The following is a 25,261-nucleotide window of genomic DNA, read 5'->3' on the forward strand; positions in this document are numbered from 1 at the left end:
GGGGGAAGCGCCGACATGCCGACCTGCCCGAACGGACACCAGTCGGGTTCTGAAGACTGGTGCGAGGTCTGCGGCCACCGCATGGCCGGCCCCAGCGCTCCTCCAGGAGGGGGTTCGCCGCCCTCGTACGGATACCCGGGCCAGAACGACCCGAACGCCACCGCCGTGGCTGAGCTATGTCCGCAGTGCCGTACCCCGCGCGAGGGCGTGTCCTCGTACTGCGAGGAGTGCCGGTACAACTTCCTGACGCACACAGCGACCTCCTACACCCCGCTCGCCCCGGCGCCGCAACCCCAGTCCGGGCTGAACCTCCCTTCGGGGTTCACCAGCCAACCTCCTCCTGGATCACCGGCGCACCAAGGCCCCCAGGGGGGTCATCATGGGCAGCAGCACGATCCCTTTGACTACCAGGGTTCGCGCCCCTCGCAGCTGAATCGACCCGCGGAGCCCCTCGGCGATCCTTCGGGGCAGCAGCGTCATCCGGGATACTCCCAGCCCCCGGGATTCCCCCAGAGCCACGGACACCAGGGACAGCAGCCCTACCAACAGCAGCCCGAACCGCCGATACCCTCGCAGGCACAGCAGACGGGCGGCGCGGACGACTGGATGCTGTCCCCGCCCTCGCAGCCGCACTCCTCTCCGTCACTGGGTCCCGCCCAGCCCCAAGGCTCGGGGATGCAGGCAGGGCTCTCCCTCTTCCAGCAGCAGTCCGGGCAGGGGAGCGCACCACCGCAGTACAGCGAGCAGGGTCGGCAGATGCAGTCCGGCGGCCATGGCCCGGGAGGTGCGCCCGGTCAGCATCAGTCCCAGCCGCCCTACCGGACCCAGGGAAGCTGGACGGCTGTCGTCGCACCCGATCGGGACTACTTCCTGGCGATGATGCAGCGCAGCGGTCCGGATGCGACCGGCCTCAATCTGCCCGCGTACTCGCCGGAGCAGCACCTTCCGCTCATCGGTGGCCAGATCACCATCGGCCGTCGCCGCCAGTCCACGGGCGAGGCCCCGAACATTGACCTGTCCGTACCGCCGGAGGACCCGGGGGTCTCGCACAAGCACGCCGTGCTGGTGCAGCAGCAGGACGGTTCCTGGGCGGTCGTCGACCAGAACTCCACCAACGGCACCACGATCAACGGCGGGGAAGAGCCGATCCAACCGTATGTGCCGGTGGCTCTGAACGACGGTGACCGGGTCCATGTCGGCGCCTGGACGACGATCACCATCCGGCGCGGCTAGTTTCGCGGAGCCGTGGCGGGGCCCTCTGCCGTACGCCCGAGGGGCCAGGAGTAGGGCCCCTGCGGATCATCAAGCCAGGCCCACTGATGGCCATGTCTGACCGTGACGCCGAACCGATCGCGCGACGGGCGGCGCTCACGCTCCCAGAGCGAGAGCGCCTCACGCGGTTCAAGACTGCCCGCGGTCAGCGTGAGCAAGAAGCGGAATAGATCATTCTCGGCCAGTCGGTGAGGCAGTCCGCTCACCCGCCTCTCAGGCACCGCACCTGAGCCCCGGAGTGCGACAAAGTACGCGGAGGTCCCCAGAAAGCGCCCCTCCGCACTCCGGCCGTCGCCGTCATCCTCCACCCGCAGGGCGATCAGCCCGGTGGAGAGCGGGGCGAGAATGCGCGCACCCGGGCTGCACTGCGCAAGCCAGTCGTACGGGATGAACGGCAGGGTGCAGGTCACGATGATCCGGTCGAAGGGCGCCCGCTCGGCACAACCGCGCGCCCCGTCACCGGTGACCACGGTCGGACGGTAGCCGGCGGCAGCGAGGTGGGTGCGAGCCGACTCGGTGATCTCCTCGTCCATATCGATGCTGGTCACCTTGGAATCGCCCAGACGATGGCTCAGCAGGGCGGCGTTGTAGCCGGTGCCCGCGCCGATCTCCAGCACGGAGTCGCCGTCCCGGACCTCCAGGGCCTGGAGCATCCCGGCCATCAGGGACGGCTGGCTGCTCGAAGAGATCAGCTCGCCGTCGCGCACGCGGGTCGCCAGGGGACCGTCGTAGTAGGCGCCCCTGAGCCAGCGCTCCCGCCGGATCGGGTCGGGGTCCTCGCACCAGAGCCGTTCATAGGTGCCCACGCGATTCACGAAGTAATAGGGCACGAAGAGGTGCCGCGGCACCTCTTCGAAGGCGAGCCTCCAGGCGGGGTCCGTCAGACCGCCCTCGGCCGCGATCAGCCGCACCAGAGCCGCCTGGGCCTCGGCGGCAGGCTGACCGTAGCGTTCCCATCCCGTCCCCATGCCTCCACTCTCCACCGCCGCGGACGGCTGTGCGAGCCGCCCGCGGATGGGTACCGGCGAGACCCGCGGATGGGTACCGGCGAGTAGGGGAAGAGGGGCCTTCCAGGGCCTGGGACGGGGGTCCTAGGGCCCAGGTCCTCCGCCGGTCCGTCTGAGACGATGGACGTGTGCGGCTTTTCCCGGGGAACCGCCCCGGACCCCCCGGCAGTCAACCCCCGGGGCCGGTCTACAGACACATTGCGAGGCTTATCCACGTGAACGAGATCCCGCGCGGCACGCTTCAGGAGCAGACCTTCTATGAGCAGGTCGGCGGCGAAGAGACGTTCCGGCGCCTCGTACACCGCTTCTACCAGGGCGTCGCCGAGGACCCTCTGCTGCGGGAGATGTACCCCGAGGAGGATCTCGGTCCGGCAGAGGACCGGTTCGCGCTCTTCTTGATGCAGTACTGGGGTGGCCCCCGCACCTACAGCGAGAACCGCGGCCATCCGCGGCTGCGCATGCGCCACGTACCGTTCAAGGTTGACCAGGCGGCCCATGACGCCTGGCTGAGGCATATGCGGGACGCCCTGGATGAGCTGGGCCTCGCCCCGGAGCACGAGGAACAGCTCTGGAAGTACCTCACCTACGCGGCGGCGTCCATGGTGAACACCCCCGGCTAGGGAATCGGCCCCGGCCCAATTCCCCTCGGTCGTCAGCTGATCCGCTCCATGGCATGCCCGGGGCGGGCAGCTGGTCCCCAGCGATGGCACCACTCACGGGGCCCTCGCCCATGGGGCCAGTGGGTGTGGAGGGGCCTCAGTCCCCGGTGGGGGTGACGTCCGGCCCCTGGGCCTCAGCCCCTGGCAGGGGTGACGTCCAGCCCCCCGAGGCCCCTCATCCGTACGGCGATGGAGCCGAAGGGGGTACGGAGCCTGAGCCAGGAACCCGCGCCGAGCAGCGCCACCGCGACTCCCGGAGGGAGGAACCCCAACGACTGGGCTGCGTGGACAGCCCGCAGCGGCAGGGGTGCGGCACCGACCGTACGGGACCAGATCTCGCGTCCGATCCGGTCGCGTTCCGTGCGGATGCGCTGTTCGTCGGGCAGAGCCTCGTCGCGGTAGCGGAACTCGGCGACGGCCGCCGCCACCGCCTCGCGCATCGCTTCCACCGTGGGCAGCCCGGGGATCTTGTGCCAGCCGCCGCGGGGCGGCAGCACCCCGGCCCACGGAGGTCCGGTGACCGCGTCGGGCACGGTGAACCCGGCGCCGGCAATGCCTTCAAGCAGCTCGCCGGCGGAGACGGTGATGTCCAGCTGGGCAGGGGCTGCCAGCCGTGCCGTGCGAATCGCCAGCACCTCGAACGAGGGCGGGCGGCCAAAGACGGCGAGATGGGGTTGGGGACCGTCGGAACCGCCGGCCTGGAGCCTGACGGCGGCGGCGCGGTCGTAGTGGATCAGCCGAGCGAGGAAGGCGGTGAGATCCTCCGCCTCCCTCGCATCAGCGAGGTACAGACCATGTGCGGGCAGGCTCATGCGACGAGAGCGCCCTCATCAGCCGCCCTGCTGTCGGACGCCGGCACGGGCTGTGTCTCCGGTTCCGTCGCCGCTTGCGCTCCGGCTTCAGCGCCCGTTTCGGGCAGGTACTGCTGGAGGAACGATTTCTCCTCCGGGCTGATCCGGCGCGGACGGGCCGCCTCCAGGTCATACGGGACGACCACGGTCGACGCTCGCACATAGACCTGCGGAGCGTCCACGGCACCACCGGGGCCCTCGGCGGTCGAGACCTCGTCCTTGATCTCGTACGCGATGGTCAGCGACGCCGCGCCGATCCTGGTCACCCATGACTCGACGATCACCGGCTCATGCCGGTGCACGAGCGGCCGTATGTAGTCGATCTCATGCCGCGCCACCACGGACCCCCCGGAGAACGACGGGGAGCCGTCGCCCGGAGCCAGCCGGAACATGAAGTCAATGCGCGCCTCTTCCAAGTACCGCAGGAAGACGACGTTGTTGACATGCCCGAAGGCGTCCATGTCCGACCAACGAAGGGGGCAGCTGTAGATGTGTCGAGCCATAGGTTCTTCGCCTCAGCCTCGGGTGAGCTTCTTGTACGTGGCACGGTGCGGACGGGCCGCATCCGCACCGAGGCGCTCGATCTTGTTCTTCTCGTACGAGTCGAAGTTGCCCTCGAACCAGAACCACTTGGAGTCACCCTCGTACGCGAGGATGTGCGTCGCGACCCTGTCCAGGAACCACCGGTCGTGGGAGACGACCACGGCCGCGCCGGGGAACTCCAGCAGCGCGTTCTCCAGCGAGGAGAGCGTCTCGACGTCCAGGTCGTTGGTGGGCTCGTCGAGGAGCAGGAGGTTGCCGCCCTGCTTGAGGGTGAGTGCGAGGTTCAGCCGATTGCGCTCACCGCCGGAGAGGATGCCCGCGGCCTTCTGCTGGTCCGGGCCCTTGAATCCGAAGGCGGAGACATAGGCGCGGGACGGCATCTCGACCTGGCCGACGTTGATGTAGTCGAGCTCGTCCGAGACCACGGCCCACAGCGACTTCTTGGGGTCGATGTTGGCGCGGCTCTGGTCGACGTAGGAGATCTTGACGGTGTCGCCGACCTTGATGACACCGGAGTCCGGCTCCTCAAGACCCTGGATCATCTTGAACAGCGTCGTCTTGCCGGCGCCGTTCGGGCCGATGACACCGACGATGCCGTTACGGGGCAGGGTGAAGCTGAGGTCGTCGATGAGGAGCTTGTCGCCAAAGCCCTTCGAGAGGTTCTCGACCTCCACCACGACACTGCCGAGGCGCGGGCCCGGCGGGATCTGGATCTCCTCGAAGTCCAGCTTCCGCATCTTGTCGGCCTCGGCCGCCATCTCCTCGTAACGAGCGAGACGGGCCTTGGACTTGGCCTGTCGCCCCTTGGCGTTGGAGCGGACCCACTCCAACTCCTCCTTGAGCCGCTTGGCGCGCTTGGCGTCCTTCTGGCCCTCGACCTTGAGACGGGACTGCTTGGACTCCAGGTAGGTGGAGTAGTTGCCCTCGTAGCCGATGGCCCGACCGCGGTCGAGCTCAAGGATCCAGCCGGCGACGTTGTCGAGGAAGTACCGGTCGTGAGTGATGGCGACGACGGTGCCCGCGTACTTGGCGAGGTGTGCCTCCAGCCACTGGACCGACTCGGCGTCCAGGTGGTTGGTGGGCTCATCCAGCAGCAGCAGGTCAGGGGCTTCGAGCAGCAGCTTGCAGAGTGCTACCCGACGCTTCTCACCACCGGAGAGGTTGGTGACCGCCCAGTCGCCGGGAGGACAGCCCAGGGCGTCCATCGCCTGCTCCAGCTGGGCGTCGAGGTCCCAGGCGTTGGCATGGTCGAGCTCCTCCTGGAGCTTGCCCATCTCGTCAAGGAGCGCGTCGGAGTAGTCGGTCGCCATCTGCTCGGCGATCGCGTTGAACCGGTCGAGCTTGCCCTTGATCTCCGCCACACCGCCCTGGACGTTCTCCAGCACGGTCTTGGACTCGTCCAGCGGCGGCTCCTGAAGCAGGATGCCGACCGTGTACCCGGGCGACAGGAAGGCATCGCCGTTGGAGGGGTGCTCCAGACCGGCCATGATCTTCAAGACGGTGGACTTACCGGCGCCGTTTGGGCCGACCACACCGATCTTCGCACCGGGCAGGAAGCTCAGCGTCACGTCATCGAGGATGACCTTGTCGCCGTGCGCCTTGCGCGTCTTGCGCATCGTGTAGATGTACTCAGCCAAGAGAAACCGTCCGGCAAGAAGTGGGTGGGCAGATACACCCCATCTTGCCGTACGTCCACCTGAGGATGAAAACGAGTAGTTGCAGGGCCTCTGATCTGGAGCGCAGCCAGCCGTCATACGGAGGGTCCTGGTGGTCATTGGTCGTTCTTGGCCACCGTTGACCACCGTTTGGCCATCGTTGACGGCCCAGAGACAGCCCGCGGACGGCCCATGAACGGCCCGGCACCCATTACTCCGGCGGGCCCCTCACCCGGCCGTCAATCGTTCGATCCGGCCAGAGGCCCATCCACCCGTCGTTCCGGGTCCCTGGGCTGCGGTTCCACCGCCGCGGTCAGCCAGGGAAGTGGTGGAACCGGGGCGAGGGCTCGGGCGACCGCTGTGGTTTCCCAGGCCCTCGCGGTGTTGAAGGGGCCGACGACCATCCGATGGCCAATCACACGAAGCGACGATTCCAGGGGCGGATCGTTACCGAAAGCAGCCGATCGACTCCTGGGCAAAACCCCGCGCGGAATCCAGCGCAGGATCTGGCGGCTTGGGCGTCGACGCGTCGACTACTTGTCCGACTCGCTGGTTTCGGCCTGGCCATCGGTCTGCTCGGGATGGCCGGCCTCGGTCTGACCACCGCTCGGGGCCTTCTTCTTGCGGAGGAAGAAGATCGCACCTCCACCGATGACGACCAGGGCGACGGCGGTTCCCGCGATCATCGGGGTGTAGTTGGAGCCTCCGGTCGCAGCGAGATCACCCTCCAGGCCAGCCGCCGCACCGCCGGCTGATGCCGGACCGAGCTGGGACACCGGAGCCTCCGTCGCCGTCACCGTTTCGGTGCTCGGCACACCGGTGATCTTGCAGTCCAGGATGCCCTTGAAGGTCTGCTGGAAGCCGCCGGGCGCGGTGATGGTGAAGTCGTACGGTCGGTCCTCGGCGACGGGGACGGTGATGACCTTCGACGCCCCGGCGGGAACCGTGTGGGTGGAGCCGGCCAGCTCGAACGTGAGCGGGGCGTCGCCCTGGTTGCCCGCGGTGATGTCGATACCGCCCTTGGCGCAGTTCTTCCGTGCGGAGAGGGCGGGTATCGCTCCGGTCTTCGCCCAGGTCGCCTTGGCGGTCGCCGAAACGGTGGACTCGCTGGACCCGGCGAGGATCTGGGTCTGGCTCTTGGTGGACGCGGCGAAGGCCCGGCCCACCGGTATGGAGGTGGCCGCCTGGGCGGTGAGTTCCGCCGTCCCGTCGGGGGCGCCGGCCGGGACGTCGAAGTACACCTCGGTGCCGTTGACGGCGGAAGCGACGGGCTGTCCGTCAAGGTCGGTGATCTTGACTCCGCTGAGGGCTGCATCCACCGGCGGCGCGAGGGAAACCTGATCCGCGTCGGTACGGACCGTGACGGGTCCAACCCGGCCACCGGCCTTACCGGAGACGGCATTGGGCTCCAGATTGAGCGAGGCCCTGGGCTCCGCGACCTTCTTCGCCTTCTTCTGCAACCAGTCCGCCAGCTTCTCGGCGGCGGGGTCGACTGCCTCGACATCCGCTGCGTCCGAGTAGCGCCAGATGGCCACTTGAGTGCCCGCGGCGGCCGTCTTCTGGGTGAGGGGACCGGTGTCGGCCTCCTTGGCCAACTCTGCGAGATCGTCCACCTGGGGGTAGGAGTGCTGAAGAATCCAGCGGATCTTGCCCGCGTTCTGGTTCGTGCCGAGCGAGGTCTCGCTCCAGGACGTCTCCAGGTACTTCGCCTGGTCCTGGGTCGGATTGTGGATGTCGACGCAGTACGTCTTCAACCGGCCGCCCCCATCGACCGTGAGCTCGAAGACACCTGCGGGAATGGGGTGGCTCTTGCCGTTCACCTTGAGTACGGCGCGATCGAAGGTTGTCAGCCCGTTGAGCGTGGCGACCGCCCCGCCCTGGTGCTGGGTGCTGTCGGCGGCGACTGCCGTGCCGGCACCGATGAGGGAGCCCGATGCGACGACTCCCGACACCACAGCAGCCGTTGTCAGTCGACGAACGGTGCCCCTTCTGCGTGCAACCGACGCAGCGAACTTGGCAAACACAGAATTCCCCTTCGGGCGAGGCGCCATTCGCGTGTGGCACATGGTCGCGTTGTGACGCGTGGGGGGAGTGCCTCGCCAGCAACTCAAGTGCCCCGTGAGTACTGGGGAATCCTAGAGAGACGGTGCCACCCAGTCCCCCGCCATACGGTCAGATAGGCATTCCGAATCGGAATCGTTATCGCAGTCTGTCCGGCATGCGCCAACTGATACGGGAGCTCCATTCCTCACCCTCGGACCTTCACAACTCCCGCGCAGGACACGGAAAAGGAAACCAGGCGGTCGCTCACCAACACCGATCGGACCAGCGTCGATCGAGGAACCGATCCAGATCCGGTCATGCGTCAGTCCGGTACCGATGCCTGCACGTCATGCGGTTGCTCGATCGCGATGGAAGAGGCGCGGTCTGGACTGGCACCGCCAGAACTGGCCTCCCCCACCGGCAGTCGGGGGAATGGGAACATCCCATTCGCGAAACCCCAGCCCGGGAAGCGCTCGATCGCACCCCAGGACTTCGGCTGCACCCGAGATCCCCAGCGACTCCGAACGGCACCACCAGCACCAGCACCAGGAATGGTTCTCTCATCATGGGGATGGGCGCTCGGGGCGGGAAGTGGGGTCAGAAGGGTGGTTCCGCCGCCGAATCAGCCGCCGAAGCCGATGCTGCGGGAGCGGATGCCGACAGAAGGGCAGAGGTGGCAGCCGAGACGTCGAGCCGCGTCTGTTCCGCTGCTGTCTCGTGCCGGGACTCCCCTGACGGTCGTGGGGGCCGTCCCGGCGCTGGGTTACCTCGCTGCCATGAGGGTTCCATACCGGGATGTCCCCGCCTGGTCGCTGTGGCGCCTTCCCAGAGGTCAGCGGCCCCCTCGATGCCGCTCGCGCCCATGCCCGCACCCACCCCTGGCCCCCCGGTGGCTCCCCCATCCGATCCGGCCAAGGAGCCAAATGCGCCGGGAGTAGCCGGATCGCCGGGTGAGTCCGGCCTCGTCGGCGCACCTACCGTGCCTGGCCCACCTCCACCGCCAGCCATGACCAACTCCCCCGCCAAGACGCCCACCCCTTCGGGTGTGGTCGGTGTCGTCGTTCTGCCGCCGCGTCGAAAGGCCGCGGTGCCACGCGTCAGATCGTGTCCGACTGCCAGAGCTTCGATGTCGACGAATGTCCTCCGCTGCCCGTCACGCTGCTCCTCGCGCACCCTCAGACGCCCGTGGACCAGGAGCGGTTCGCCGACGGAAACCGATCCGGCCAGATTGTTCGCGAGAGTCCGCCAGGCGAAGACGGTGTAGAAACTGGTGCGCCCATTGGTCCAGGCGTTGCTCTGCTTATCCCAGCGCCTCGGGGTGACCGCGATCCGGAATCGAGCCATCCCGCCCGTCGCCGTCTCCCGGTACTCCACCTGTGTGGCGACATTGCCCACCACCGTCACCATGGTGTCGTGCATGGCGACCACCTCCCCCTACGGTCGATCCAACGCCCACGCGCGAGTCAGAGGGAGACTCCGGGACCCAACGGCCCCTGGTCCCGGATCTCCTCATCCCCGGGTGAGCGCCGGATGATGCTGCGGCCTGCTCCTGCCGGCCGGACTCCATCGTGGGATGGCCCGGAGAATCCTGCTGGTGGCTGTGGATTACCGGACGGTTGTGGAAAACCCCATCACCCCCGAACCCGTTCCCCGGCCTTCACCCGAACCCGTCCCCCGGCCTTCACCCGGGCCCGTCGCCCGATACCGCCCGGGGCCCGTCACCCGGTCCGTCACCCGGGCCCGTCGCCCGATACCGCCCGGGGCCCGTCACCCGGTCCGTCACCCGGTCCGTCGCCAGACATCCGCCCAGGCCGGTTCCCGGGGCCTCACCAGGGGCCCTGACCCCCGGCGAGGACCGGGCCCCTCACCGGACCCGAGCCGGGGACCCGCCACTCGCGCCGGCCCTACCCCCGAGACCACCGTCAGCGTGTCTGCCGGCACCTCCAGCGGCTCCCCGAACACCGACCCCACGAATCCCGCCAACCCCGCCAATCCCGCTGGCGGTGCCGGCACTACCGACACCGCCGACACCGCGTCCGCTGTTCGTACTCGTCCTCCCTGCCACGGTCGCGTACTGCTCCCGTACCTCCCGATACCGCATCAGCTCCCCCGCGACCGGATCGAGCACTCTCGCCCGGCCGCATCCCGCGGCCACCTCCCGTAGCCGTCGCGCCGCGTCCTGCCCGTAGCGCCGCGCTGGTCCTCGTACCGCCGCCGTGCACGCCCACTCGACGAGGGGGCCACCCACGATCCCCGCTGCCATCAGCAGCACGGGAACGATCAGCCCCGGCTGGAGCAGCCCGATGATCTGGCCGACCAGCCAGAGGCCGCCATAGATCTGCAACAGGGTCATCGCCGCCTGGGCCAGCACCGCCGCGGGCCACCACGCCGGCCGCAGGGGCCGTTTACCGGTTGCCGCCGCCTCGCGCACCGCCAGTTCGTCCAGCGCCTCGGGCAGGCCGTCCGCGCCGCGTACCGCCGCCTCCCGCACCGCCTGGGCCCAGGGCGCCGGCAGGCCGGCCGCCGCCTCATCGGCGACCGTACGAACCGCCTGTTCGACGCGCTGCCGAGCGGTCAGCTCCTCCTCCAGCGGTGGTGTGATCGGCCCGACCGCACCACCGGGTGTGCGCTTGAGCTCGTACCAGCGCCACAGCCGTAGCCAGGGCGTTCCACACGCTCGTCCAGCGTGTCGACGCCACTCGCGCTCGGCCGCCTCGCCCGCCGCCTTCGCCCCGACCGCCTCGGCGAGCCGGGCCGCGAAGTCCTCACGGGCCCGCTCGTCGAGGCCGGTCCGGCCGTCGGCGACGTAGGCCGTGCGCAGCTTTGCCGCCGCCACGTCCACATCGGCGGCGAGCCGATGCGCGGCGGCGGTGCGCTCCTGCACAAACGCGCCGATCACGTCTCGCAACTCGTCGACGCCCTCGCCGGTGAGGGCCGACAGGGAGAGCACGGTGGCGCCGGGTTCGCCGTGTTCTCCCACTGCCACACCGTCGTCGTCGAGCAGTCTGCGCAGATCGTCGAGGACCTGGTCAGCCGCGTCGCCGGGCAGCCGGTCGATCTGGTTGAGCACGACGAAGGTGACCTCGGCGTGGCCGGCGAGTGGCCGCAGATATCGCTCGTGCAGTGCGGCGTCCGCGTACTTCTCCGGGTCGACGACCCAGATCACCGCGTCCACCAGCGCCAGCACGCGATCCACCTGCTCACGGTGTCTGACCATCGCCGAATCGTGGTCGGGTAGATCGACGAGGACCAGGCCGGAGAGTTCGTCGGCACCTCCGGCCAGCGGGCGGCGGCGCAGCCGTGAGGGGATGGCGAGCCGGTCGAGGAGTCCTGCCGCGCCTTCCGACCAACTGCAGGCGATGGGGGCGGAGGTGGTGGGTCTGCGCAGGCCGGTCTCGGAGAGCGGCACCTGGGCCAGCGCGTTGAAGAGGGTGGATTTTCCGCTTCCGGTGGCGCCCGCGATGGCGACGACGGTGTGCCGGGAGGAGAGGCGCTGCCGGGCGGAGGCTTCGTCGAGGACCCGTCCGGCCTCGGCGAGGGCAGTGCCGTCCAGCCGGGTACGGGAGAGGCCGACGAGTTCTCTCAACGCGTCCAGTCGGGTGCGCAGCGGGCCGTCGTAGTTGCCGCCGATCGGTAGGTCCTCGTCGTTCGTGCGGTCGTCGGTGACGGTTGGTCCGCGTTTCTCCTCGATGCGGTCGGTGGCGCGTCTGGCGATCAGTCCGTCGTCCCAGTGGCCGTCTTCCGCGTCGACCGGAGGCGGTGGTTCGGGCTGCTGTTCAGCGGGCTCGTGTCCAGTGGACTCCTGTTCAGCGGTCTGGTTCTCGTCGCCCGTGATGGCGGTCACCGCCATCACCTCACCTTCTGGAGTACGGACAGGGCGGCGATCAGCTCGGCCTGTGGTTCGGGGGACACATCGAGGGCGTCGAGGGGTGCGAGCCGGCGGTCGCGCTCGCTGTTGAGCAGGCCGTCGATGCAGGTCGTCATCAGGTCCCCGGCCTGGTCGCGCAGCCGTAGCGCGCCTTGGGCGCCGATGCGTTCGGCGAGTTGTTCTCCCGCGCTGCTGGCCCGGCGGCCGCCGAGGAGCGCGGTGGCGACGAGCGCGGCGACGGTCTCGGCGTCGGGCGCGGGGGTGAGTTCCAGTCGGCGTACCTCGTCGTCGGCCAGTTCCTCCAGTTCTCGGCGCCAGCGTCGGACGGCGATTCCGATGCGTTCCGCCGCCTCCAGGTCCAGGCGTCCTGCCAGTACGACGGCTTCCGCTCCTGGCTCTCGCCGCCAGGCGTCTTGCACATGTTCGTCGGCGGCGGCGACCGCGCATTGCACCAGCGCGCTCAGGCTGCCGGCGAGAGCGTCGAGCAGTTCGCCGGCGGAGCTGTCGCGCGGGAAGCCGCGCCAGCGGGTGCGGGCGTCGCCAGCGAGTACGGAGCCGGCCTTGAGGTGACGATTCAGCCGTTCCCGTTCCCTGTCGTAGGCCTCCTCGACGACGCCCATGAGGCGTACGGCTGCGGCGTACTGTCCGGCGACGGCGGCGGCTAGTTCGGGCATCCGGGCCTTGAGTGAGTTGATGACTCCGGTTGCCGTGCGGCCGATGGCCTGTTGTCTGGCCGCGGGGTCGTGGACTCGGTGGGCCAGCCAGGCAAGGAGGGGCGCCACGGCGGTGGTGGGCAGTAGACCGCTGCCGCCGCCGGCCGATTCGGGAAGTTCGGGGATGGTGAATCGGGGTACGTCGCCGAGTCCGGCCTTCGTCAACAGGGCCGCGTACTGCCGTGAGACATCGCCGACGACCTGGTGGGGCACCCGATCGAGGACGGTGACCAGGGTCGCGTCGTACTCCTTTGCGGTACGGAGTAGGTGCCAGGGCACGGCGTCGGCGTAGCGGGACGCGGTCGTCACCATCACCCAGACATCGGCGGCGCAGATGAGTTCGGCGGCGAGGACCCGGTTGCCGACGACGAGGGAATCGATGTCGGGCGCGTCGAGCAGGGCCAGTCCGCGCGGCAGGGTCGATGCCTTTTCGACCCGTAGCGCTCCCCCCTCCGTTTCCGGCTCGGGGACGCCATCGGCGTCGTTCTCGTCGCTTTCGTCGATCTCCTCGTTCTCGTCCTGCTGGGACAGCCATACGCGGGTGAGATGCGGGAGCACTCGCATTCCGGCGAACCAGTGGTGGTCGTCGGGATGGCAGACGAGTACGGGGATACGGGTGGTGGGCCGCAGCACCCCGGCTTGGCTGACTCGCCGCCCGACGAGGGAGTTCACGAGCGTTGACTTCCCGGCTCCCGTGGACCCCCCGACGACGGCGAGGAGCGGGGCTCCGGGGTCTTTGAGGCGCGGCACGAGGTAGTCGTCGAGCTGGGCGAGCAGCTCGACGCGGGATTGACGTGCACGGGGTGTGTCCGGAAGGGACAGGGGGAGACGCACAGCAGCGACACGGTCGCGTAGGGCGGTAAGGGCGTCGATCAGCTGGGGCCGTGCATCCAAGGTCACCACATGGGAAGAATGCCTAATTTTGGCGGCTTTTTGAAGCGTATGGGAATGTCTGCGCGCCGGTCGGACACTTGGGACACTTGGGATGAGTGGGGCGCAGGCATAACGAGTGCACAACACCCAGGACGCGAGACGCGAAAAGCGATGCAGGAATCGCACCTGCCTGCGATTATCGGTTCGCTTCACCGAACCTACACAACGTGCCACGCAGGTGAAGCAACCGGGTCAAGGCGACAGGAGCCCTATCCTTGACCCCGGCAAGGTCACGGACCCCAGGGCTCCGGTAGCCGCAGCCACCATCCGGCCCCCGTAGCTCAGTGGATAGAGCAGGCGCCTTCTAAGCGCTTGGCCGCAGGTTCGAGTCCTGCCGGGGGCACCACCGTACATCTCGTCGCAGTGCCGTTTTTTGCAGGTCAGGAGGGGTGGAGCCCCTTCCTGGCGAACCGGCGTATTGCCCTTCCGGATGGTCTCGGAGTCCGGCTGACCCCCGCTGAAGGCGGGTCTCTACGAGTATCTGTGGAATATGCGTGGAATGGTTTGGGGCCTCTGACCTGCCCCGGAACGCGCGGATGCCCGCATCGTGCTCGCGAACGCGGCACGGTGCGGGCATCGGATCCCAGCAAGCTCATCCCTCAGTGAGCTCCAGCTCCACCCCCCGGGCGGCCTCGATACGCTTCTGGTAATCCTTCAGCTGCCCGGTGACACACCGGGCGTAGGTCGCGTGGAGGACGGCGACGCTGTTCCCAGCCCAGGCAGCGACCTGCGCCGGCGGGATACCGCTGTTGAGCCAGCCCGTCAGGCAGGTATGGCGCAGGTCGTAGACGCGTTTGCCGACCGGGGAGGCGCACTCGTGTTCTGGGAGGACTTCCTTCCGGGCTTTCGTCCAGACCCGGCGGTAGACCGAGCCTGAGAGGATCCCTCCACCCTCCCCCTGGAAGAGAATGTCGCCGGGCTTGAGGTCGTAGTCCGCGATCAGGTCGCGCAGGACCGCCACGAGGGTCGGGTAGGCGGGCACTGGCCGGGTGTCCCCCTGGGCGCGCCCCTTGAGCCCTCGTGCCTCGTGGACCTCGCCTGTGTCCGTCCACCGGCTGCCGACCTCCGGCTGCGCGGTGTGGACTAGCAGCTCGCCCCAGCCCTCTTCCGGGAGAGTGGCGTCGCTGACGAGCATGCCGACGGCTTCCTCCGGGCGGAGTCCGGCGTAGTAGAGAGTGGCGAAGAAGGCGCGATAGCAGCGGCCCATGCGCGATCTCTGCCCGACCCAGGTCAGCAGCGCGGTGCACTGGGCGGCGTTGAGGAGGGACCGCTTGTCGATCGCCTGGGCCGCCTGGGAGGACGGCTTGCTCTCACCTCTGCCCTTGGGGAGCGGGTTGGCGCGTATGAGTCTGCGTTTGACCGCCTGCTCCATGGCCGGGTTCATGATGCGGCGGTTGCGGGAGATGGAACTGGCGGCGGCGGGCTTCCCGTTCAGGAGAGTGCCGAGCGCCGTTACGAACTTCTCTGCCGTGTCCTCGTCGTCCAGGTTCGCCACAGGCAGCGTGTTGCGCTGGACCCATTCCAGGATTTCCCGGACCTCGCCGGGGATGTCCTGATCGGCGCGCCGTTTCGCGTTGAAGGCCCACTCACGCAGCGCGGTCCGCACCTGAACGGGGTCGAAGTGCCCTGGCAGCGGGCTCCTCAAGAGGGCGATGGTGGCGGTGGTCATCGCCTTCGAGAGGTTTTTGCGGGTGTTCCCAGCGATCTTGGGCCACTTTCCGTCTACGTAGGCAACGGCGAAGTCGTACCAGCGCAGCCCCGAAGCGCGGGTCTCCAGCGTGGCCGGGAGCCCCGTGATGGTGCTGAAGAGTTCGCCTTTCTTCTCTGCGGCGACCAGTTGGGATCTGCGAGTATTCGCCTGCGCGGATGTCTTGTAGGTCTTGCTGAACACCTGGCCGTCGACCTTCCAGCGGACGGTGTAGCTGAATCCTTTCGCCAGCCGGTTCACCTTTGTAGTGAATACCCGGACGCTGACAGTTCCGTTCACGTAAGGTCCTCGCAATCAGTCAGCCAATTTTCGAGATCACTGCGCCGCACGCGAATTGACCCGTTGGGCAGCCGTATGCAGCGCGGGCCGCGGCGCTTCTGTCTCCAGTCGTAGAAGGTGGATCGGGAAATCTGCAGCTCGCCACAGACTTCATCCACGGTCAGCTTCTGTCCGGGGCAGGTCGCAACCGTCACGGGGACACCGCAAGGGAGCAGGCGGTTGCAGCGTGCGACCTTGAAAGGTCTACAAACCAATGTGTGGGGGAATATTGGGAATGGGCAGCAGGTATCGCGGGTCGGCACATAGGGAGGGCCCCTTTCTGGGCAACAGACCGAGTGGGCGGCCAACCGCCAGGGCGGCACCAGAAGACTCCACAGCGGATCTGGCTACCGGATGCCCTGCCTCGGCGAGCTGGCCGTTCGCGAACGGACAGCAACGGGTGCCCTTCCTTCACATTCCGGGCAGCAGCTGTCCATTCCGTTCGCAGCAGGTCCACCGCCAAGCGGCCCCTGCGAACGACATCAATGGTCCGGACGATCCCCGATTTGGCGAACTGGGGATCGTCGGCTATACATCGCCCTGCGCACTCCTCCGACCCGCCTGATTCCGCGTCGCGGAGATTCCAGATAAGAGGGCCCCAGCCGACCCCATTACCGTCAACCCCGAAGTGGGCATGGCGGGGCTCGGACTGAAGGACAACACCCGCGAAACTCACCTCGGTCGAATTGATTTCACGGGTCACCACCTGCTCGACTGGCCTCGGGGGTGTTGTACGTTGACATGGCTTACTGGCGGATTCAAGTCCTCGCAGGAAGATTGCCGTCTGCCGTGAGCGAATCAGGAACAGGGGGCGTCAAAGACGGCCGATAAATGACTGCCTGGCATCGACCGAATCCTCCTCACAGTGAAGCGTGGTGGCCCCAGGGTGGTAGTTCCGCCCGCGTAGTTGTTGAAGGCACCAACCACGCTCGTCTATCTAGCACTGCCAAGCGAAAGAGCAGGTATGCAGGCCAGGATTTGTTCTGGCGAGTAGGGGCAACTCTCCTCGGCAGCGTCCTGCTCCAGACGGAGCAAAGGCGGTGACTCCGGCCTACGGCAGGCGTTGGACGTGCCGTGTCGAACACTTCATCCAGCCCCAGCAATGTCAGCGCAGCCCCAGCCGGAAGGGCCCAGCAGTTGCCCTTCCTCTTGACGTCCCAGCAGGGTGAAGCGGCGCGCGCACTGTTGAGCTACGTGGCCTCGCTGCCCCTTCCCGGCCCCGACGCTCACCTCGTCGCCGTGGTGGTGGCCATCCGGGCAGCACGTGGTGGTGTCGGCAACATCACCGGGGCGGATCTGTCTGCCTTGCGGCTGAGTGACGCACGGGGAGCCGTTGACGCTCTTCGCGGCCTGGGCTGGCAGGTGGAGGATGTGGTCTTCGACGGCGATCCTGCGGCACCGGTCCCCGTCACCGTCCCCGACCTGGCCCAGGAGACGGACCACCCCCTGTCCTTCGGGAAGAACACGCGTTCGCGGGTGTCCGGATGGACCACGCGGGCCCTGTCCGCCAAGCCGGTCAGGAAGCTCCCGCCCGCCGCGCGGCTGGCCGGCCTATTCCTCGCCGCACACAGCACGTCCAAGCTCCTCGGACAGATCCCGCCCGACCTTCCCGAAGCCTGCCGGGCCACCTTGCCCGACCTCCTGTGCAAAGGCTTCCTTGCCGAGCTGTCCGGGGACCGCTGCCGCCTCGACCCCGCAGTACGCCATTTGTCGGGCATGCGCCATCGCACCGACACGGCGTCGGCGGCGGAGCCCCCGAAAAGCGAAGGCAAAGCGGTCGTGGCCACTTCAACTCCGGGATTCCAGTTCGACGCAGATGCATGGACACAGTGGAAAAGCGCGGCCACCCCTGCCCTGCGACGGCACGCTGAGGCCGTCGAGTTCTGCGCCGTGTGCGCTCTGCCTCCTGAGCGGGTCGCGCAGGCGTTCACGGCACCCGGCCGCCCTCAGTTCTTCTCCAGGAACCTCAAGACCGCCTACGGCAAGTGGAAGGACACCCAAACGGACCGCGGCCCACTGGCGGCTGAGTTCACCGTGGCCTTCCGGAGCGAGCACGGACACGGCCCCTCGTACGCCCAGCTGTGCGCGGGCCTGAGCTGGGAACTGAACCGCTCACTGAAGAGCTTCGTCGTGGGACGCCTGCTGGCGAATGAGTGGCTGACGGAAACAGGCTCTGTGCCCTGGACGTTGCGCCCAGGACAGGCCGCCCACGCTGAGGGCATCACTCTGCCCACGGCGCGAGGCCCGCAGGCCCCGGTTCCTGCCCGGCCGTAGCCGGGCAGGGACTGGCAACGGACGGCGGGCAGGGCCCTGTTTCCGTCTCCGGTCGGGGACGGCCATGATCCATACAGGGTCGGGGTGTTTGATCAACTGAAAGCGGGAGTGGGAGGCTGGCGGGCCCAGAACGGCACCTGATCGTCGCCCCCGGCCGCCAGTGAGGCATGGGCCCGTTGGACGCCAGCCAGCGCCCAGCCGGTCTTCGCGAGCGCGTGGGCACGGGTGATGGCGAACAGGGCTTCGGTCTGGCCGTCGGCCCGGCCGCTGGGCACGTGCCCAGCGGTGAGGGCCAGGCAGCGTACGAGCCGGTGGAGTCTCATACCCTGCAGGGACATCGCGCCCGCCTCCCTGCGGAGGCAACGAGGCGGGCGGAAGAGTCACGCGGAGAGCGGGTGCCGGCTCGGGACGCACCGCCGCTCACTGCCCGGCTGGGCTGCACCAGCTCTTCTGGAGAAGATGACGGCCGAGGGTCCCTGCTGCAAAGGGGTTCAAGACCGTAGGCTTCGCGAATGGCGACATCCCCAAAGCCCAAGTACGACGGCCTGATCTTCGACTTCTTCGGGGTGCTGACCTTCAACATGGTCGAGGTCATCTCGTACTTTGAGGACCGGGAGGGGCTCGCGCGGGGCACCTTTCTTCGCGCGTGGTCCGACCCGCGAGGGCAGGAGCTGTTTCGGCAGCTCGAGCTTGGTCGTATCAGCCAGACCGACTGGAACAGCGGGTTCGCCGCCCTCATGGGCGTCGCACCTGACAACCTGATGGCCCGCTATCTCCACGACGCCTTCCCGGCTCACCAGATGCTCAAGGTAGCCCAGCAGGCGCGGTCTGCCGGAATCAGGACCGCCGTGCTCTCCAACAGCCTCGGGCGGGAACCGTACGACCCGTATGCGGGATTCGACCTGCACGGCACCTTCGACGAGGTCGTGCTCTCCTCGGAGCACGGGATGCGCAAGCCCGAGCCCGCCATCTTCCACCTAGTGCTCGACAAGCTCGGGGTGCCGGCCACCAAGTGCCTGTTTCTCGACGACAGCGAGGAGAACCTCGCCGTCGCCCACCGTCTCGGCATCACCCCCCTCCTCGCTCTAGACGAGAATGTGGCGGCTAGCCGTCTCTGCGGACTGCTCGGCCTATCCGGCCTGTAGAAACTCGCGTACCGGGCCGTAGGAAGTATGTGCCGCCAGCTTCACGCGAAGTCCATCTAGTTCGGTCGCGGAACGCTCGGAGTCCACCGAACCGAGGCATCGGGCCGCGTGGTGCGCCTTGGCGACTGCTGCGTCCAGGTCGTGCATCGCGAGATGGGCTTCAGCCGCTCGGGCCAGATAGATCGCGTGACTTCGCGGGTACGCCTCGTCGCCAGGGTACGAGGCATGCATGGCGGCCTCGAAGCGGCGTATCGCCTCGGCCGGGTCTCCGAGTTGCAAAGCGGACGAGCCGGCGATCATTTCGATTTCACCGTAGTCCACCCAATACAAGGATTTTGGGTCATCGTCGTGCCTGCCCTTGTCCAGTGCAGATCGGGCGATGGCGAGTTGGCGAGCAGACTCCCTCTTTGCACCGGACTTTGATAGCGCACGGGCGCTGCGGGCGGCCAGCATGGCGTGCATGCGTGGAGTCGCCTTCCGCCTCACCCGTTCCTGTGCCGTCTCCAGAAGCGATACTGCACGGTTTGCCTGACCTGGGGTGGAGTAGCACTGGATCGCGGCGAACGACAGCGTGTAGGCACCGGCAATGGGGTCGTCGGCCTCGGCGGAAGCTCGAAGAGACCCGTCGAAGAAGCGCTGGGCAATGCCGGGGGAGCCCTGGTCGAAGGCCGCCCATGCGATCTGACGAGCCGCCTCGGACGCCATCGAGTGCAAATGAGCTAGTGCGAAGCTGTCGTAGCGACGCGACTTAATCAACATTACGATCAAGGACAATTCGTTGCGGGCCAGCTGGTACAACTCGCCGCTGCCAAGTTCGTCGTCGAAGTGCCTGAGATGTTCGAGCCGGTCCTCCACATGGGTTAGCAGGACAGCTCCGTGGGCGAGGGCGATAGGCAACTCGGTCGACGAGTTCGACCCCAGGGCCTTGGACCAACTGCCCGCCGAGGCGGCCAGCGCCGCCCCTGCCGAGAGAACGCCCCTACGGTCCACGCTGCTCCCCTTCAAAAGGCCAGTAAGAACGGTCAGGCTCCTCGGTTGATCCCATGGCGCGCCCGTCGCCATCGCTGGCATGTCCTCCAGTACCCCCGTAAATGCTCCGCCGGTCTTCAGGACCCGGTCGTAGGCGTTTGCGACGCCGTGGGTCACCGCGCGGTTTCCGTTTTCCACATTGCGCAGATATGCCTCCCCGAACCCCGCCTCGCGGGCGAACTGCTTCCACCCCATGGCCGATGCCCGGCGCTCCTGCCGCATATCGTTCCGGAGCTGGTCAGACATCGAAGACGCCCTTCTGCGTTGGGATCGGTGCTGGATCGGTCCACGTCATTGTCCACCCCACCGCTTTCGGTGTGTGCTCGTCTCGACACAGAACGCGGCGACCCACAAGGTTCCTGGGGCCTCGTGGCAGCGGCTTTCCCTCAACCGCCTGGCTCTTCCGTTGAAGGCCGCATTCGCCGGCGCCAAGCCACGCAAGTGCCAGGCGCTGCTGGCGTTCACACGAGTCCTCCAACAATGATCGGGAGCGTAGAAGATGAGCCGTACCGCCCCCCGTCGGGATAGCAGCATGGGGAGCCCGTCCCGCAGGCCGCGCAACCAGCCTCGCTTCTCCTCCGAGCAACGGGCCTCGAAGGCGGACGTCTTGCTGCCCGTCTGCTCCCCATTTCTCGGAACCGCAGAGACGGGGCCCAACGGTCGAGGAGCTGCCGCTTCACAGGATGCTCCACAGCAGAGCGTCTTCTTCCTCGCGCAGGCCCTTGATGCGGCGCTGCACCTCGGAGAGCGATCCGGGTGTGTGTGCGGCTTTGCGGGCGTTGGTGGTAATCATGCGCAGTTCGCGAATGTCGCGCAGGACGCGGTAGCCGGGCCACGTGGTCACGTCGGTCCCGTACCCGTCGGCGAAGTCAGCCCAGTGGCGCGGGCCGTAGCCGAAGCGCCTGCAATGGATCTCCACGGTGACCAGGTCCCATTCAGGCTGCCCCAGGGCGACGGTGTCCCAGTCGCACAGAACCGTCAGGTCGCCGGCCGTGTCATGGAGAGCGTTGCGGTGCTGCGGGTCTCCCTGGACGATGCTGGGCGCGAGGACGTATTCCACTTGGGTGAGGGCGTGTTCGAGCTGGTCGGCTCGGTGGCTGAGGAAGTCCCAGTCTTCGGCGTCGAGGGTTCGGGTGGTGGCGAGGGAGCGGCGGATTGCCGTGAGGTTATCGAGCTGCCGTACTGGTACTGGCGGTGTGTGCAGGCGGTGGAGGGCCGCGAGGGGGGCGGCGAGGTCGGCCGCGGTTATGGGGTTGGCGGGCTGGGGCAGATAGGTCCAGACGGTGGCCAGGGCTCCGTCGGCGAGGTGGAGGGGCTGCCGAGCGGTGGGATGGAAGGGCACCGTGGGGAAGCCCTGGTCTTGGAGCCAGCGGACGAGGGCGACCGTTCGCTCGAGGGTCTGCGGTGTGGTCCCCTTGCGGGCGATCTTGAGGACGACGGCACCGAGGAGGACAACGGCGTTGGTGTGACCGCGCAGCAGACGCGGCCGGCCGCCATCGAGGCCGAGTTCCTCGCACGCCTGCGCGAGCAGGGTGGTCAGTTCGTCGCTGGTGTATCCGCCGGGCAGGTGGGGCTCCGTCATGGCCCCAAGGCTGATGCAGACCGGGTGGGTCTGTCACTTCCCGCTGGTGGGGAGTGCCAGGGCTTCACCGAGTTCGCGGGCGGCCGGTGCGGATCTCATACGTTCCGGGATGCTGCTGAGGACGTCGTGGGCGCGGGCTTCCAGGAGTTCGGTGCGCTGGCCGGGCGGCAGTTCGAGGTAGGCACTGGTAGCGAGGCGGCATGCCTCGGACAGGTGGCGCTCGCGGGCGAGGCAGATCGCCTGATCCAGGTGGATCAAGGCCGGGTCGATGCCTCCGTGGCTGCCGTAGAGAGTGAGTGCGCGGGTCTGGACGCGTTCGGCTTCGTGGGTGTGCCCGAGGTAGGTAAGTGCGCCACTGAGGTAGAGCAGGAGCCGGCGTTCGGGGAAGGCGAAGGCGTCGTCGGGGTCGCCGGTGCTGGCGCGGTCGAAGGCGTCGCGGGCGCGTTGGATCGCCTCGTGGGCGCGGGTGGTGTCTCCGTGGCGGGCGAGGGCTCGGGCTTCGGCGGCGGCGGAGAACGCTGCGGTGGGGGTGAGGTGGTGCCGGGCGAGTATCCGGGCCTCGCGGGAGAGGGCGACTGCTGTGGTCAGAGGTCCGTAGTAGTAGGGCAGCATCGCGGCCTGGGCGCGGACTCGGGCGCGAAGGTCAGTGTCGGTGCTGTCGTCGGCTGCGGCGCGGGCGGTGGCGTACCAAGCTCCGGACTGGCGCAGGCGACCGAGCTTCATCAGGGCATCGGCGACGAGAGTGGCCAGCACGGCGGTCATTTCCGACAGTCTCATCTGCACGGTGGCGGGTTGCCGTTCGGAGGCCAGGAGCTGGATCTCTTCGAGGTCGGGCAGCATGAGGCCGAGCGTGGGGACCGGTGCGGTGACGAGGTACTGCCGCCGCAGGTCCAGCAGCCGCTCCTCCAAAAGATCCAGTTGGGTGGGGCTGACGGTGGCGCGGGCGAGAGTGCGGTCCACGCCGTGTCGGGTCCGGTCGAGGATTTGGTCGAGTGCGTCAGCCGCTGGCTGGGGGGCGGCGGGGGCGGGGTTTCGGTGGAGGCCCGGAATCGGTTTCACAGGCGCTGTGGAAGTGGTGGGCGGGGTGTAGTCGCCGGTGAGGCCGAGTCCTTCGGCGCTGGTTTCGTACAAGCGGCACAGGAGATCGATGGTCTGCGCCCTGGGGCGGCGTGCGGGGCGGGTTTCCCAGATCCGCAGCTGTTCCTGGTCGACGCGGGCGGCCCGGGCCACGCCCCGGGTCATGGTCCGGTAGGCGTCTACCGCCTGCTGGAGGGTCCAGCCCTGAGCGAGGCGGTGTGCCCGCAAGAGGCCCACCGAGCAGCACTGCGAGATGGTGGCGGCTGCCTGATCGGCGGGCCAGCCCTCAGTCTCGGCACGGTCGCGCAGTCGTGCGGCGCAGGAGGCCGGGTGCCGCTCGGCCATGTCGTCACCTCCGCATACGAGTTGTGCACCGAGTGTAGTGACGCAGGTGAGAACGCCCCTTTGGTTTCCGTGACTTCTCTCGGAAACCCTGGCCGGGCCCCTGAGAAGTCACGGAAAACGCCGCGGGCCGTGAGAAGTCAGGGTTGTCCCGCGAGCCGCCGTTCCACGAATCTGGGCCCCGCCACCGCCAGATCCGCCCTCCCCCTCACGCGGCAGTCCCCGATGCCCTTGCCGGGCGGCGGCACATTCCGCCTCAGCTCCGGTCACAAGGATGTGATTCGAATGGTCTGGCCTCCCCGCTCCACCGATCCCTCCACGCCACTGTCCGCCGGAGGTCTGCCCGTGTCCGGTTCTGTGAAATCCGCAGTCCTGTATGCCTGCGAGTCGAGCGCGGACAAGTCGTTGGCTGCCCTCGACGGGTTGACCCACACGGCCGAGGAGCGCGGCTACGTGGTCCGCGCGTCAGTCGCCGACACCGCCAACACACGCATGTCGCTCCGAGAGCGGCTTGGGTGGCGGAAGCTGGCCCCGTTTCTGGGTACCGCCGACGGGAGCGTGCTTTTCGTGCGGTCACGGGCGGAACTCGAGTGGGACGATATGCACCGTGCCGACGCGCTGAGCTGGCTGGCTGAGCACCGGGTTTCGGTGACTGCGAGCGAGCCGGCCCCCTGGGAGAGAGCCGACTGGCTCCGTGCCTGGACTCGAACCGACCTGCCTGGTGCCCTAGGCAGCGAAGCATTGCGCCCGACCGGTTCTCCGTCGGCACCGGGCTTGTGCTGTGCGGTGTTCCCAGCACTCAAGTCCTACGCTCCGACGGTTCGGAGACTATGCGGCCACTTCCTGCGGGCCTGGGAATCAACGCTGACCGGCCAGGACCTGGATCTGCTGCTGGTGGCGGTGAACGAACTGGTGATCAATGCCATCAAGCATGGCTCAAATCCTGGCGACTTGGTCACGCTGACCCTGGAGTGCAACGAGCAGGGATTGTGTGTCGGGGTGGAGGACGGTTCCGCAGCTCCACCGCACTTGGGTCGTGCGGGCGACGACGATGAATGTGGCCGGGGCCTGTCCCTGGTCCAGCAGATCGGCGACAACTGGGGCTACATCCCGCGCCTCGACAGGTCTGGCAAGCGGGTCTGGATGAACGTCCTCCACCAACGGAGCCTCGTTCGCTTCTCCTCACAGCCGCACCCGGACCGCGCCACTTCACTGTCCCTTCAGTCCCCTTACTGACGGAAGATTCATGACCCTCGCAGCGATGCCCTCGGCTTCCACCCGTCCTGTCTCCCCAACCGTACCCATGCAAGCCGGTCGAAGCGGCGCCTCAGTTTCGGCGCCCGCCCCACCTGTCCGCCGGGCGTATCCGGCGTTGAACGTGACGGCGCATCCTCCGCAGATGGCGTATGACTACGAGTTCATGTTGGGTCGGTTGGCCGACCCACTCCTTCTCGCGTCCTCTGTGGCGTTGTGTGTCTTCCGGGCTCCGCTGTTGGCAATCCCGGTCGGGGGCAGTCGGCTCGGTGGTGTGCTGGAGGCGGCAACGCGTGAGATCGGGTACGGCATTGTCGGTGCGCTGTCCGGCCGGTTGAACTTCCCCGATGTGCGGCTTCGCTTCGCCGACTCGGGGAGGGAGGGCTTCGTCGTCGAGTGGGGGGCGACGTGTCCGCCGTGGGTCTCCCGGGTGGCGAGGGACCGCTTCTACGGACTCACCGCGCAGGGTCATGGGCCGGTGTCGGCCAAGGACGCAGTGGTTTTGGACGCGGTCGCCCAGGGCGTATCAGCACGGACCCTGTCGGACTGCGGCCTCTTCCCCAACGTGAGGGAAGCGCAACGTGGTGTCGCCCTGTTGGGGCGGGCGCTGACAAGCGGGCGGGGTGTTCGGTGGACGCGGATTGTGCACCTTGCCGCAGCCCGCAGGCTCGTCGCCATCCACAGCTCCCCTCCCGTGGAGATGCCGCTCTGGCAGCTGGATCTACTCAAGGCGTGGGCTGCGGGGTGGTCCCTTGAGCGGTACGCGGATCAGGCCGGGTTGCAGCCTGAGCAAGCTCAGGAGCTGCGGCAACTGGTGCTCGGGAGCCTGGAAGCACGGTGCGAGGAGCACGCAGTCCTACGCAGTCATGAACGCGGTCTCCTGGGCCCACACGCACCGCCCTGGACTTCAGTAGCCGGCCCCAGAGGCAATGAGCGCCAAGCCGGACGCGGCCCCTGATCCGCAGGCCGGCCCTTCGACCGGCCGTCG

General features: G+C 67.9%; 19 protein-coding genes, 1 tRNA gene and 1 pseudogene. 7 read left to right on the plus strand and 14 right to left on the minus strand.

Translation table 11 applies throughout. From position 1 onward, the window contains the following. Positions 1-15: 15 nt before the first annotated feature. Positions 16-1,233 (plus strand): FHA domain-containing protein, encoded by a 1,218-nt coding sequence (locus NBG84_RS27565; protein ID WP_250922322.1) that lies wholly within the window; start codon positions 16-18, stop codon positions 1,231-1,233. Here the strand turns inward: NBG84_RS27565 and NBG84_RS27570 are convergent. Then, positions 1,230-2,240 (minus strand): methyltransferase domain-containing protein, encoded by a 1,011-nt coding sequence (locus tag NBG84_RS27570; RefSeq protein ID WP_250922323.1) that lies wholly within the window; start codon positions 2,238-2,240, stop codon positions 1,230-1,232. The two genes, NBG84_RS27565 and NBG84_RS27570, sit on opposite strands and share 4 nt — an antisense overlap. Positions 2,241-2,494: 254 nt before the next feature. On the opposite strand from NBG84_RS27570, the gene NBG84_RS27575 reads away from it, so the two are divergent. Then, positions 2,495-2,899 carry a globin gene (locus NBG84_RS27575; RefSeq protein WP_250922324.1) on the plus strand — a complete coding sequence of 135 codons (405 nt, stop codon included), beginning with the start codon at positions 2,495-2,497 and terminating at the stop codon, positions 2,897-2,899. A 173-nt stretch (positions 2,900-3,072) separates the two neighbouring features. Here NBG84_RS27575 and NBG84_RS27580 read toward each other — a convergent pair whose 3' ends face one another. The 7 genes and pseudogenes from NBG84_RS27580 to NBG84_RS27610 all read right to left on the minus strand — a co-directional run bounded on the left by NBG84_RS27580 (position 3,073) and on the right by NBG84_RS27610 (position 13,505). Further along, positions 3,073-3,750: a DUF8010 domain-containing protein gene (locus NBG84_RS27580; RefSeq protein WP_250922325.1), complete on the minus strand. Its 678-nt coding sequence runs from the start codon at positions 3,748-3,750 to the stop codon at positions 3,073-3,075. Next, the gene (locus tag NBG84_RS27585) at positions 3,747-4,292 is read right to left on the minus strand and encodes an acyl-CoA thioesterase (RefSeq protein WP_250922326.1); all 546 of its coding nucleotides are present in this window, start codon (positions 4,290-4,292) and stop codon (positions 3,747-3,749) included. Before NBG84_RS27585 ends, NBG84_RS27580 begins: the two co-directional genes overlap by 4 nt. 12 nt (positions 4,293-4,304) lie before the next feature. Then, the gene (ettA, locus tag NBG84_RS27590) at positions 4,305-5,969 is read right to left on the minus strand and encodes an energy-dependent translational throttle protein EttA (protein WP_250922327.1); all 1,665 of its coding nucleotides are present in this window, start codon (positions 5,967-5,969) and stop codon (positions 4,305-4,307) included. Positions 5,970-6,520: 551 nt separating this feature from the next. Then, positions 6,521-8,038, minus strand: coding sequence for a Cys-Gln thioester bond-forming surface protein (locus tag NBG84_RS27595; RefSeq protein WP_250922637.1), 1,518 nt, complete (start codon positions 8,036-8,038; stop codon positions 6,521-6,523). Between the two features lie 1,063 nt (positions 8,039-9,101). Next, a pseudogene (locus NBG84_RS27600) lies at positions 9,102-9,449 on the minus strand (single-stranded DNA-binding protein); the annotation flags it as partial. A gap of 445 nt (positions 9,450-9,894) precedes the next feature. Then, entirely contained in the window at positions 9,895-11,874 is a 1,980-nt protein-coding gene (locus tag NBG84_RS27605; protein WP_425608721.1) for a YfjP family GTPase, read from the minus strand. A 5-nt stretch (positions 11,875-11,879) separates the two neighbouring features. Next, positions 11,880-13,505: a dynamin family protein gene (locus tag NBG84_RS27610; protein WP_250922638.1), complete on the minus strand. Its 1,626-nt coding sequence runs from the start codon at positions 13,503-13,505 to the stop codon at positions 11,880-11,882. Positions 13,506-13,814: 309 nt separating this feature from the next. Between NBG84_RS27610 and NBG84_RS27615 the strand changes: the two genes are divergently transcribed. After that, positions 13,815-13,890 (plus strand) — tRNA-Arg (locus tag NBG84_RS27615). Between the two features lie 246 nt (positions 13,891-14,136). On the opposite strand, the gene NBG84_RS27620 is transcribed toward NBG84_RS27615, so the two are convergent. Next, positions 14,137-15,531, minus strand: a complete 1,395-nt coding sequence (locus NBG84_RS27620; protein ID WP_250922329.1) for a tyrosine-type recombinase/integrase — start codon at positions 15,529-15,531, stop codon at positions 14,137-14,139. Then, the gene (locus tag NBG84_RS27625; RefSeq protein WP_250922330.1) at positions 15,528-15,725 is read right to left on the minus strand and encodes a helix-turn-helix transcriptional regulator; all 198 of its coding nucleotides are present in this window, start codon (positions 15,723-15,725) and stop codon (positions 15,528-15,530) included. Before NBG84_RS27625 ends, NBG84_RS27620 begins: the two co-directional genes overlap by 4 nt. 919 nt (positions 15,726-16,644) lie before the next feature. On the opposite strand from NBG84_RS27625, the gene NBG84_RS27630 reads away from it, so the two are divergent. Beyond that, positions 16,645-17,844 (plus strand): hypothetical protein, encoded by a 1,200-nt coding sequence (locus NBG84_RS27630; protein WP_250922331.1) that lies wholly within the window; start codon positions 16,645-16,647, stop codon positions 17,842-17,844. 92 nt (positions 17,845-17,936) lie between these two features. Here NBG84_RS27630 and NBG84_RS27635 read toward each other — a convergent pair whose 3' ends face one another. Further along, positions 17,937-18,182, minus strand: a complete 246-nt coding sequence (locus tag NBG84_RS27635; RefSeq protein ID WP_250922332.1) for a hypothetical protein — start codon at positions 18,180-18,182, stop codon at positions 17,937-17,939. A 174-nt stretch (positions 18,183-18,356) separates the two neighbouring features. On the opposite strand from NBG84_RS27635, the gene NBG84_RS27640 reads away from it, so the two are divergent. After that, the gene (locus NBG84_RS27640) at positions 18,357-18,989 is read left to right on the plus strand and encodes an HAD-IA family hydrolase (RefSeq protein ID WP_250922333.1); all 633 of its coding nucleotides are present in this window, start codon (positions 18,357-18,359) and stop codon (positions 18,987-18,989) included. On the opposite strand, the gene NBG84_RS27645 is transcribed toward NBG84_RS27640, so the two are convergent. The 3 genes from NBG84_RS27645 to NBG84_RS27655 form a co-directional block, all read right to left on the minus strand. Next, positions 18,975-20,264, minus strand: a complete 1,290-nt coding sequence (locus tag NBG84_RS27645) for an NsdA family TPR-like regulatory protein (protein ID WP_250922334.1) — start codon at positions 20,262-20,264, stop codon at positions 18,975-18,977. The two genes, NBG84_RS27640 and NBG84_RS27645, sit on opposite strands and share 15 nt — an antisense overlap. Before the next feature lie 430 nt (positions 20,265-20,694). Then, positions 20,695-21,600: a phosphotransferase gene (locus tag NBG84_RS27650; protein ID WP_250922335.1), complete on the minus strand. Its 906-nt coding sequence runs from the start codon at positions 21,598-21,600 to the stop codon at positions 20,695-20,697. 33 nt (positions 21,601-21,633) lie between these two features. Continuing rightward, positions 21,634-23,022, minus strand: coding sequence for a helix-turn-helix domain-containing protein (locus tag NBG84_RS27655; protein ID WP_250922336.1), 1,389 nt, complete (start codon positions 23,020-23,022; stop codon positions 21,634-21,636). Positions 23,023-23,244: 222 nt separating this feature from the next. On the opposite strand from NBG84_RS27655, the gene NBG84_RS27660 reads away from it, so the two are divergent. Continuing rightward, the gene (locus tag NBG84_RS27660; protein ID WP_250922337.1) at positions 23,245-24,255 is read left to right on the plus strand and encodes an ATP-binding protein; all 1,011 of its coding nucleotides are present in this window, start codon (positions 23,245-23,247) and stop codon (positions 24,253-24,255) included. Positions 24,256-24,418: 163 nt separating this feature from the next. Further along, a complete protein-coding gene (locus NBG84_RS27665; RefSeq protein WP_250922338.1) occupies positions 24,419-25,231 on the plus strand; it encodes a DUF6302 family protein in 813 nt (270 codons plus the stop codon). Positions 25,232-25,261: the final 30 nt, after the last annotated feature.

This window comes from Streptomyces albipurpureus (assembly GCF_023701525.1).
Classification (GTDB): Bacteria; Actinomycetota; Actinomycetes; order Streptomycetales; family Streptomycetaceae; genus Streptomyces; species Streptomyces albipurpureus.

Excerpts from the sequence above, each read along its gene's own strand:
- NBG84_RS27635 (WP_250922332.1), bottom strand. The coding sequence starts at position 18,182 with ATGTCCCTGCAGGGTATGAGACTCCACCGGCTCGTACGCTGCCTGGCC.
- NBG84_RS27595 (WP_250922637.1), bottom strand. The coding sequence starts at position 8,038 with ATGGCGCCTCGCCCGAAGGGGAATTCTGTGTTTGCCAAGTTCGCTGCG.
- NBG84_RS27655 (WP_250922336.1), bottom strand. The coding sequence starts at position 23,022 with ATGGCCGAGCGGCACCCGGCCTCCTGCGCCGCACGACTGCGCGACCGT.
- NBG84_RS27640 (WP_250922333.1), top strand. The coding sequence starts at position 18,357 with ATGGCGACATCCCCAAAGCCCAAGTACGACGGCCTGATCTTCGACTTC.
- NBG84_RS27645 (WP_250922334.1), bottom strand. The coding sequence starts at position 20,264 with ATGTCTGACCAGCTCCGGAACGATATGCGGCAGGAGCGCCGGGCATCG.
- NBG84_RS27665 (WP_250922338.1), top strand. The coding sequence starts at position 24,419 with ATGGCGTATGACTACGAGTTCATGTTGGGTCGGTTGGCCGACCCACTC.
- NBG84_RS27565 (WP_250922322.1), top strand. The coding sequence starts at position 16 with ATGCCGACCTGCCCGAACGGACACCAGTCGGGTTCTGAAGACTGGTGC.
- NBG84_RS27580 (WP_250922325.1), bottom strand. The coding sequence starts at position 3,750 with ATGAGCCTGCCCGCACATGGTCTGTACCTCGCTGATGCGAGGGAGGCG.
- NBG84_RS27650 (WP_250922335.1), bottom strand. The coding sequence starts at position 21,600 with ATGACGGAGCCCCACCTGCCCGGCGGATACACCAGCGACGAACTGACC.
- NBG84_RS27570 (WP_250922323.1), bottom strand. The coding sequence starts at position 2,240 with ATGGGGACGGGATGGGAACGCTACGGTCAGCCTGCCGCCGAGGCCCAG.
- NBG84_RS27585 (WP_250922326.1), bottom strand. The coding sequence starts at position 4,292 with ATGGCTCGACACATCTACAGCTGCCCCCTTCGTTGGTCGGACATGGAC.
- NBG84_RS27660 (WP_250922337.1), top strand. The coding sequence starts at position 23,245 with ATGCCCTTGCCGGGCGGCGGCACATTCCGCCTCAGCTCCGGTCACAAG.